Here is a 10,628-nt window from a genome sequence, read left to right as displayed (position 1 = left end):
CGTTTCTTATTATAATTTTGCTAATGCTTTTTTAATTAAATCTTCTACGCTCGATATTTCTTCCTTTTTCAAGATAGCATCTAGTACTTTGGTACATTGAGCAGATGAAAATCCTAACACCGTTAGTGCTGTTAAAGCCTCGTTTTTTAGATGGAATTGTTGTTTTCCAGAAGTCATTTCTGAGCTTTCTTCCACAATCATACTTTCCACCTGAAGTTTTGATGCTTTATCTTTGAGGTCCAAGATAATTCTTTTTGCGGTCTTTGCTCCAATTCCTTTTACTTTTTTAAAGCTGTTGTCATCATCATACATAATTGCAGAGATGACATCATTGGAACTTAAAGTAGATAGAATAACTCTAGCGGTGTTTACCCCTATTCCTGATACAGTAATGAGCATATTAAAAGTATCTCTTTCTAGTTTATCGGCAAAACCAAAAAGTAGATGAGCGTCTTCTTTTACAATCATTTGTGTGAGCAGACGAATATTACTTCCTTCTTGTAATTGTTCTGCGGTACGCACCGATACTTGAATATGATACCCCACCCCATGTGTACTTACAACCACATAAGTGGGGGTTAATTCTTCTATTTTTCCTTCTATAAAATATATCATCTTTTATCTTACTTTTGAATGCGCATCTGCTGCTGCTATTGCTACCATATTCACAATTTCATCTACACCAGAACCCATTGGCAGTACATGAATAGACTTATTGAGTCCTAAAACAATTGGTCCTATTCCTGTGGTTCCACCTATATTTTGTAACAATTTATATGCAATATTTCCAGACTCTAGATTTGGAAAGATCAATGTGTTTACTTTTTTACCTACCAAAGGAGAAAATGGGAAATTTTCTTTTAAGGCTTCTTTATTTAAAGCAAAGTTTGCTTGAATTTCTCCATCTACCACAATATCTGGTCGGTTTTTATGTAATAAGGATACGGCTTTTTTAATTTTAAGTGACGATTCTGCATCCGATGATCCAAAATTTGAAAAAGACAACATCGCAATGTGAGATTTTAAGCCCAAGCGTACCACAGAATCAGAAACTAGTGCAGTTATATTCGCTAGTTCTTCTGCCGTAGGATTGGTATTAATCGTGGTGTCGGCTAAGAAAATAGGTCCTTTTTTAGTATTCATGATATATAAACCACAAATTTTATCTACTCCTTCTTCTGTCCCCACTATTTTCAATGCTGGACGGATGGTATTTGGATAACTTCTGGTGATTCCAGAAATCATTGCATCAGCTTCTCCTGCTTCTACCATAGCAGCACCAAAATAGTTCCGTTCTCGCATTACTTTTTCTGCCGCATACAAAGTGTATCCACTTCTTTGGCGTTTTTCCCAAAACATTTTTGCAAAACGATTCTTTCGAGTGCGTTCCTCATCACTTTTTGGGTCGATGATAATTGGATTCATAAAATCAAACCCGTTATCTTCTATAAGTTTTTCAATGCGTTTTTTTCTACCCAATAAAATAGGTGTAGCGATTCCTTCTTCTTCGGCAATAAAAGCCGCTTTGAGTACCGAATAATTATCAGCTTCAGCAAAAACCACTCTCTGAGGATGATTTTTTGCGACCATCATAATATTATCCATCAACTTATTAGAACGTCCCATTCTTTTATTCAGCTGATAAATATATTCGTCCCAATCTTCTATCGGTGCTTGCGCTACTCCAGACTCCATGGCAGCTCTCGCTACTGCTGGTGCTACTACTGAAATAAGCCTTGGGTCATTTGGTTTTGGTATAATATAATCTTTTCCAAAAGACATTCTAGAAGCACTATATGTTAATAGAACTTCCTCGGGCACAATTTCTTTTGCCAAACGAGCGATTGCCTTTGTAGCGGCAAGTTTCATCGCTTCATTTATTTTGGCGGCTCTCACATCCATCGCTCCTCTAAAAATATAAGGAAACCCTAATACATTATTTACTTGGTTTGGATGATCTGATCTTCCCGTTGCCATAATGAGGTCCTTTCTGGTTTTTATGGCTAAAGAATAACTGATTTCTGGATCTGGGTTTGCCATAGCAAAAACGATGGGCTTATCGTTCATGGAAAGTAACATTTCTTCTGTTACGATATTCCCTTTTGAAAGTCCAATAAAAACATCGGCACCTTTCATAGCTTCTGCTAGTGTCTCTATTTTTGTATCCTGTGCAAAAAACTGCTTTTGAGGATTTAAATCGGTTCTTGAGGTTCTAATAACACCTTTTGAGTCACACATCAAAACATGTTCTTTCTTAACTCCTAAACTGATATAAAGCTTCGTACAAGAAACGGCTGCAGCTCCAGCTCCGTTCACCACTACTTTTAGGTCTTCTAGTTTCTTTCCTTGAATTTCTGAGGCGTTCAACAAGGCTGCGGCAGATATTATGGCGGTTCCGTGTTGATCATCATGCATCACAGGAATATCCAATTCCTCCACCAGTCTTCTTTCGATCTCAAAACACTCTGGGGCTTTTATATCCTCAAGATTGATTCCTCCAAATGTGGGTGAAATAGCCTTTACAGTTTTAATAAAATCATCTATATTGGTTTGATCCACCTCTATATCAAAAACATCTATATCTGCATATATCTTAAAGAGTAGTCCTTTTCCTTCCATAACAGGCTTTGAAGCCAAAGCTCCTATGTCTCCAAGTCCTAAAACAGCGGTTCCGTTACTAATTACGGCTACCAAATTACTTTTGGCAGTATATTTATATACATCATCGGAGTTCTCATGAATCTCTAAACAAGGCTCTGCTACTCCTGGAGAGTAAGCCAATGAAAGGTCTCTTTGAGTTGAATGACTTTTTGTGGGTACTACTTCTATTTTTCCTGGTCTTCCTTTTGCGTGAAAGTCCAATGCTTCTCTTTTCTTAAATTTCTTCATCTTTTCTTTCGAAAATTATTGGGTTAGCTGGTGAAATACATCCTCAAGGTTGTTTTCATTAATTTCCAAATGATGGAAATAATCACCATTTTGCGCGATTAGGTTGAATAAGTCTTTTCTGATTTCCTGATTAGCATCATAATGTAATCGGAATTCATTTTGGTTGAGTTGGTCTATTTTATGAATACCATGGAGTTTCTCAAAATAAGATCTTGAAACCTCACGGTTAAGCTCCAAAGTAAGTGTATGCTGAGCACTGTTGAGATTTTTCAACTCTTGGGTATTAGCATCCGCTACAATTTTCCCTTGATTGATAATAATTACTCGTTCACAGATGGCTTCTACTTCTTGCATAATGTGCGTAGAAAGTAAAACAGTTTTTTCTTTTCCTACTTCTTTAATCAGCTCTCTAATTTCTACAAGTTGATTAGGATCTAATCCTGTAGTAGGCTCATCTAAAATAACAACATCTGGATTGTGAATGAGTGCTTGGGCGAGCCCCACACGCTGACGATATCCTTTACTCAAAGATTGAATCTTTTTTCGATATTCTTTCGTCAACCCTGTTTTTTCTATCATTTCATCTACCCTACTTTTTGGAATATGATACATATTGGCAATAAAAGAAAGGTATTCTTTTACATACATTTCCAAATAAAGAGGATTATGCTCTGGCAGATATCCAATGTGTTTTTTAAGCTCAATAGGGTTTTTAATATTGTCTTTTCCACAAATAGCAACCTTCCCTTGGTCTTGTGAAATATAAGAGGTAAGGATTTTCATGGTAGTCGATTTACCTGCTCCATTTGGACCTAAAAAACCCACAATCTCCCCTGATTTTACAGTAAAACTGATATCATCTAGCACTTGTTGAGTGCCATATTTTTTACTTACTGACTGAACTTCAATAGACATATTTTCTTCTTATACCATTTATGGTGTTATTTACTCACTGGTATCATACCGATACATTGCTAAAACTCGGTTATGAACATAGTGAAATAAGTGAGTAATTTTAGAAAGTAACCGGTATTAAACTTGTAAATATACGAAAGCAATAAGAAGTATCATGTTTTTACTCCCGTTTATATTTATAAAAGAACCTTATCATACGTACTTTCTTACCCTATCTAAACGAACAAAATATTCAAAATTTCAATATTAGAAAACATTCACCTCATTCTTTGCGATAGCAGAGCGGCTTTAAAAAAACAAAAACTCATTGATTATCAACAATAACACTTACAACAAAGAAAACACTATTGAGGTAGTAAATTATAAATATTCTTTTTTATATTTACACAAAATTTATAACTCAACTCATGAAACGCAAAATCTTAGCAACTTCACTCATTGCTATTTCAGCCATTGGGCTTTCTAAGGCTCAAGTAGAAAATGACAACCAGTTGAACGCCACCGATTCCACTGAACAAACTGTTGTTTTGGAAAACAAAAATGCAATTCTACTTACTGCTGGAACAACAGGTATTGGAGTTCAATATGCCCGAAAAATCAATAAGAATATTCATCTGGTTCTAACTGGATCTATGATCACCATTCCTGAGCAAATTTTAGGAAGTGATGTACTAGACACCGATGAAGTGGAAGGACGTCTAGAAGCCAATTCTCAAAATATTGGATTAATTGCTGAGTATTACCCTTTCAAAGGTGGTTTTCATCTTGCGGCTGGGGTTACTTACTATCTTAAAAACGAAATATCTGCGGGTTTAAACATTAAAAAAGCCATCGAATTTGGAGATGTAGAACTCAATCCAAACGATTTTGGAAAAGCAGATATAACTATAGACTGGAGCGGTATAGCACCGTATTTAGGTTTAGGATTTGGTCATTCTGTTGTTGATAATATGATAAATGTAAGCTTTGAAGGTGGGTGTTATTTTCTAAATGCTCCTCAAGTAGATTTAGTAGCTACAGAAAGATTTCGTCCTATGACAGAAGAAGGGAAAGACATAGAAAAAGCCCTCGAAACTTGGAAATATTATCCAAATCTACAACTCAGAATTTCTTATAATTTCTAAAAAGACTCATGATGAAAAAATCGAATATAAAACTTTACTCTTGGCTATTAGGAGGAAGTATTCTTCTTGGAACTGCCATTTTTCAATCTTGTGAAAAACCTAATTTTGATGATGTAAACATCAATATAGACGCTCAACTCTTCAAAAAGAATGTAATGATTCAGGCGGTAGATGTCTCTGGCTTAAATGATTTTGAGACAGAAGGAAGCCTTGAAGTCGAAATCTTAGGAAAAGATAAAGACAAAGTAATTACAGACGAAGGATTATTTAGCAGCAAGGCAAAAATTGCAAATGGTATCGTTACGTTAGCAGTACACCCTAGCCACGCCAATCATACAGAACCGATAAAATTTATTGCCAAAATTTCTGGTGAAGGATTTCTTACACAAACCATTCCTGTAACTATTTTCCCTGAGCAAGAAGAAGTTTTTGTGCCTGTTTCCTTAGTAAACCTTGAAGGTAATACTGATGATATCAAAATCAAAAAAAGCAGCCAAAGCCTAGGAAACAACGGACAACTAGAAGAAGGGTTCGAAATAAAAACAGCTCCTACAACAACTGGATTAAGTGTTACCAAAGTAAATCTAGACAAAGGAACTGAATTTATGGACGAAGATGGTAACAAGATCACAGGCGGTGAAATAGAAGCGCAAGTTGCCTATTTCGATCCATTATCTCAAGCTGCTGCATCAGCTTTCCCAGGTGGTTTTAACCCCGAAACACTCATTGGAGAAAACGGAGAAGAATTATCTGACAATATGTTTATTACTGCAGGATTTACTTCTATTGATATGTTTGTGGGAGACAAAGAGGTAAAACAATTCTCTAAACCTATTGCCGTAAAAATGGAGGTAAGTAAAAACTACCAAAACCCGAATACGCTACAACCGATAAAAGCTGGAGATATTATTCCTATTTGGTCTTATAGTAATGACGATGGAAAATGGGTGTATCATGGAGAAGGAACAGTAGCTACAGGAACAGGTGACAATTTTGAAGTTTCTTTTACTACCACACACTTATCTTGGTACAATCTTGATTATTATGGTAATACTTGTGGTTCTAAAAGCAACTTTGAAATTACTATGAATATGCCTGGTGTATCAAAAGAAAATGGGCATAGACTTTTCAGTACAGTGGTGTATGAAGGAACTACTCAACCTATTTCTAGCTGGGCAAATAAAGTAAGCTCTTGGTATGATGGTGAGGTATTAAAACTCTATAATGGACCTTCAGATAAAAATGTCCAAATACTGGTTTATTCAGGAACTAGTTCTTGGAATAAAGGAACGCTACTGTATCGTTCAAATGCATTTAATGTTTGTTCACAAAGTGGTATCACTATCAGTAGTAGCGATTTTTCTCAATCGCTTCCTGATTACCAAAATATTGAAGTGGAGCTTGTAGGAAAATGTGGAAGTAACACCATAAAACCTTCTGCCGCTATTTATATGAAAACCCCTAATCAAAGCTATTTTGAATACAAAGGTTATGTAAAACAAGGTAAAATTACCCTGCATAGAATGGAGCTCAATAAAGACTATGAGTTTAGAACATATTATGGTGGTAAAGCCTATACGCATACCCTAAACTTTGATAGTAAAACTTATATATATGATGATTACGAACTTCCTCAAGAAGTTTGTGATAAAATATTATAATCCCTCAACCAACCCTTAACTCTCCAAAACCCATTATCATTTTTTTTTGATAATGGGTTTTTTGGTTCGTCATTTTTTTGAATTAGCAAGTAATTGGTCAACAAAATCATCGAAGACTTTTTACTTAGGTTCTCTTTCATGGAAGATCTCTATTTCCTACCCCTCAAAATAATCTGAAACCAATTCATAATAACGTGGAAATTGCTCTTTTTCAGGAATCAAGTGATTAAGTTCCTCAAGGTCTATGAATTGAAAATACTCTGGAAGTTCGTAGTTCATTTCTTGATCTTCTCCACCTCGGATAAATAAAATTCTCTGATAATTATTCTCAAAAACAGATTGATAACAAGAACGTTGCAAAAGGAGGTTTTGCCAATGAATAAGCACTTGAGGATTCATTTTTGATGCTTGAGTGATGAGATCATTTGCCTGTTCGTATTTCTGAAAAATAAAAAAAGGCAACTTATCAAAATATCTTTCTAGTAGGTGTTTTAATTTCTGTCTTTGTTTTAATCTAGCTTTAGAATCTTTCACTATTGAAGCCTGAGATAAAAGAATTTTATCAAATTGTAGCTGATTTCTTTGTAACAACTCCCCCACCAAATAAGCTCCCATAGAATGGGCAATTATAGAAATATGCTCAAATTCTTCGGCGTAATTTTCTATTTGCTCACAAAGAGTGCTAAAGGTAAAATCTGAGGATTCATCATTAGAAAACCCATGACCAGGCAAAGCGATTAAATGACAATGAAAATTTTGAGACATCTGCTCCACTAAGGAGTCCCAAACAGTATGGTTCTCCATAAAACCATGGATAAATATCAGATGATGAGAAGTTTTACCCTTTGAAGGACTCTGAAAGAATTCCACTAGAAACGGGCTCTTAATACAACATTAGCACTAAAACCTTGCTCAGATATACTTGAAGAAGCTTTTTTATAGTGTGCATCAAGTAAATTGGTTACTCCTACTTGTACATCAAAATATTTATTTAGCGCATATTTAAAATCATAATTCAAAGTAAACCACGCTGGTGTTCCTAAATATCTTGAGTCTATTAAGGTACCATCTTTTGTCCAAATTTCTTCTCGTGGACTTTCGTCTATATTATCAACATCTGCTGCATCATAACTTGCCGCATTTTTTGCAAAATTAAATTGTGTCCAAAAACGATGAGACCATCTTTCATTAGGAGAAAACACGGCTTCTACTTTTCCAAAAACTGGTGGAATATGTGCCAAAACATCCCATTTTTCATCTTTTTCATAACCTTCTGCCGCCTCGGTAATTGCTCCTTCTGTATAAGTAATATCTAAAACTGTTGACCATTTAGGCGACCATCTTGATGATAAATAGAATGTTGAACCTAAAATATAAGCGCATTTATGATTGATATTCGATGCCAATTTATTATTAATATCGGCAGCTACTTTAAACCCTTCGGGAGGTCCTTTGAGAATCACTTTTACAATAGGGTTTACGAGTCGGGAATAAAATAGATCTACATTGATTAGGTGTTTTTTAGAAAAATCTTTGGAAATATTTAGCTCAAAATTCTGTGTATATTCTGATTTTAATCCAAAATTTGGAATTACAGTATTAGATCCTTTATCAAAAAACTTGGAAATATCATCAATATTGGGAGCGTGGAATCCTGTGGAAACAATTCCAGCTATTTTGGTTGAAGAATTTGGATGATAGATTAAACTGGTGTTAAAATTTAAATCACGATTAATTTTCACAAAGGACTCAGAGGGTAATTGTATTGTCTTCTTTTTGAATTCATACCTCCCACTAACTTCTGTATAAGTAGCTCTTAAACCAGCGTTAGCCTTCCATTTTTCTCCAAACGAATGCTCTTTTTTCACATACAAAGCAGCCTGCTTTTGCAAAGCATAAGCAGAGGGATAACGAGTTTGCTCAAAACTTGCAAAGGTATCCACTACAGGATAGTATCTCCTTGCAGAAGATTTTACATCATTATAAATTAACTCAAAACCATAACCAAAACTGTTTTTATCAAAACTGGCATTTAAGCTCGTTACATTAACCTCCTCAAAACGCTCTTCTCGGTTATCGCTTCCTTGTTTTTGCTTATGTCTTGATTCTTTTATCCATTGGTAGGCTCCCACTATCTCTGCCTTGTCATAAAATTTTCTAGGTGTATGATCTTGATAACTCAATGAAGTCAAAAGTCTTTTTTGTGGCCCATAATACCAATCCAAAAATTTCAAGGATCCATCCCCCTTAACATCATTTAATTGATCAAAACGATCTATTTGAGAACTGGTGGAATATTGAAAATTTGCAATGAGTCTTTGTTGATCGTCAATTTGATAAACTGCTTTTTGTAAAACGTCATATTGATTATAAGCTGTTCTTTTTTGAATTAATGAATCTGGATTTCTCACCTCTACACCATTTTCGATATAGCTTTTTACCAATCCCCAATTTTCGTAACCATGCATACGCCAAGATCCCATACGGATATCGCCAAAGTTACTTACAGAAACTGAGCTTAAAAACGCCCATTTCTTTGTGGAATACTCTATATCTAGGTGGCTCAACATGGTGTTTGAACCCGAAAAGAATGAATGAGAATAATTCAATCCTACTTTAGAGTCAGGTCTTGGTGTTCTTGTTCTAAAATGAACAACACCACCCAAGGCATCCGATCCATATTTTACAGAACTGGGACCAAAAAACACTTCAGAATTCGCCAGAATAGATGGATCTATCGTAATGGCATTTTGTAAATGTCCGCCTCTGTAAATTGCATTATTCATCCGAACGCCATCAATCATCAAAAGAATTCTATTGGCTTCAAAACCTCTAATATTTGGCGAACCTCCACCTGCTTGAGATTTCTGAACATTCACTCCTCGTTTATTAGCCAATAAATCTGCCGAGGTAGATGGATTGAGTTTTTCTATTTGTCTTCTATTGATCAATAAAACACGCTCGGCTCTTTGCCTTTGTTGGTCTTCCTTTAAATTTGCCGAAACAACAATTTCCTGTAAAAAATTTTGATCTTCTTTTAAGGTCATCTGTCTTAAAGATCTCAATATTTTCACCCTTAATGTCATATTTTCATAAAGCGTATGAGAAATTTCTACAGTGTCTTGGTTTTTCCAAGCTGTAGGAATTGTAAGAACTCCATTATCCTTACTTATAGCATAAGAATTTGTATTCTTCTTAAGGATCGCAGTTACATCTGAGATAGGGTTTCTATCCATATCCACGAAAGTAATCTGCGCTTGCGCCGAAAATCCAATAATTAAAACAAATAAAAGAAATATTTTCTTCATCACAACCTCTAATTGAGCACTTCTCTAAGAATATCCAAAGACTTTATTTCCTTGAAATATTCTACATTTGAACGATAATAAGCTATCAATAATTTAAGGGTCAAAGCTCTATCTTTTCTATTGATTGACAAAGTTTTTTGAGCCCCCAAAATATATTCCTCCACTTTTAACAAATACCCTACCAACTTTGGGGGAATTTCTAATTTTGTGGGTCTTCCAGATTCTGAAAATGAATCAATAAAAACAAAACTCTCATTTTCAGCAATATTCAATGGAAACCCAAAGAAATTACCTGTTTTAAAAACAACAAAAACTGAAATATGAGATAATAAAACGTCTTCCTCTGTTGAATCTATTAAATCAATAGTTTTTTCCAAAAAATCGAAATATTCACTTTCAGGATTCTTTGGATAAGTCATATTCTTAATAAACTCTGCCAAAAATGTAGCGATACAGTTCTTTAAAACATCTAACTCAAAATCATCCTTTTTAATTTCAAAGGAAGAAAAAGTGTATAAATCTCCCTTTGATTTTTCCTGATATTCTATCTCTAAAACATCTAAGGGAAAAACTTGCTGGATGGGGATTTTTTTATTTTTTCTTTGGTGAACAATAAAAGACAACTTCCCTTGTTCCCGAGTGAAGACCTCGAGAATAAATCCATTTTTATATGGAAATTTCCTTAGAACGATTGCTTTGTCTTTTATGAGCATTTTTATGTCTTTTTCAGA

8 protein-coding genes are annotated in these 10,628 nt (G+C 34.8%); 2 read left to right on the top strand and 6 right to left on the bottom strand.

Going from position 1 to position 10,628, the window contains the following annotated elements; all coding sequences use genetic code 11:
- Positions 1–9: 9 nt before the first annotated feature.
- Genes ruvA through gldA form a run of 3 tightly spaced genes read right to left on the bottom strand, consistent with a single transcriptional unit; the run spans position 10 to position 3,804 of the window.
- Positions 10–615, bottom strand: a complete 606-nt coding sequence (gene ruvA / locus N4A45_02725) for a Holliday junction branch migration protein RuvA (protein MCT4664133.1) — start codon at positions 613–615, stop codon at positions 10–12.
- A 3-nt stretch (positions 616–618) separates the two neighbouring features.
- Positions 619–2,889, bottom strand: coding sequence for an NADP-dependent malic enzyme (locus tag N4A45_02720; protein ID MCT4664132.1), 2,271 nt, complete (start codon positions 2,887–2,889; stop codon positions 619–621).
- A gap of 15 nt (positions 2,890–2,904) precedes the next feature.
- Positions 2,905–3,804: a gliding motility-associated ABC transporter ATP-binding subunit GldA gene (gldA, locus tag N4A45_02715; protein MCT4664131.1), complete on the bottom strand. Its 900-nt coding sequence runs from the start codon at positions 3,802–3,804 to the stop codon at positions 2,905–2,907.
- A gap of 407 nt (positions 3,805–4,211) precedes the next feature.
- On the opposite strand from gldA, the gene N4A45_02710 reads away from it, so the two are divergent.
- Together N4A45_02710 and N4A45_02705 are read left to right on the top strand one after the other, a co-directional pair.
- Entirely contained in the window at positions 4,212–4,928 is a 717-nt protein-coding gene (locus tag N4A45_02710; protein MCT4664130.1) for a hypothetical protein, read from the top strand.
- Between the two features lie 8 nt (positions 4,929–4,936).
- A complete protein-coding gene (locus N4A45_02705; GenBank protein ID MCT4664129.1) occupies positions 4,937–6,589 on the top strand; it encodes a hypothetical protein in 1,653 nt (550 codons plus the stop codon).
- A gap of 156 nt (positions 6,590–6,745) precedes the next feature.
- On the opposite strand, the gene N4A45_02700 is transcribed toward N4A45_02705, so the two are convergent.
- From N4A45_02700 to N4A45_02690, 3 genes are read right to left on the bottom strand one after another with little or no spacing between them, the layout of a single operon-like run.
- Positions 6,746–7,459 (bottom strand): alpha/beta hydrolase, encoded by a 714-nt coding sequence (locus N4A45_02700; protein MCT4664128.1) that lies wholly within the window; start codon positions 7,457–7,459, stop codon positions 6,746–6,748.
- On the bottom strand, positions 7,459–9,897 hold the full coding sequence (locus N4A45_02695; GenBank protein ID MCT4664127.1) for a TonB-dependent receptor: 2,439 nt from the start codon (positions 9,895–9,897) through the stop codon (positions 7,459–7,461). Before N4A45_02695 ends, N4A45_02700 begins: the two co-directional genes overlap by 1 nt.
- Before the next feature lie 8 nt (positions 9,898–9,905).
- On the bottom strand, positions 9,906–10,610 hold the full coding sequence (locus tag N4A45_02690; protein ID MCT4664126.1) for a recombination protein O N-terminal domain-containing protein: 705 nt from the start codon (positions 10,608–10,610) through the stop codon (positions 9,906–9,908).
- Positions 10,611–10,628: the final 18 nt, after the last annotated feature.

Source organism: Flavobacteriales bacterium (assembly GCA_025210805.1).
GTDB lineage: Bacteria > Bacteroidota > Bacteroidia > Flavobacteriales > CAJXXR01 > JAOAQX01.
Note: the sequence above shows the minus strand (reverse complement) of the source record. Positions and strands in the feature narration are given on the sequence as shown.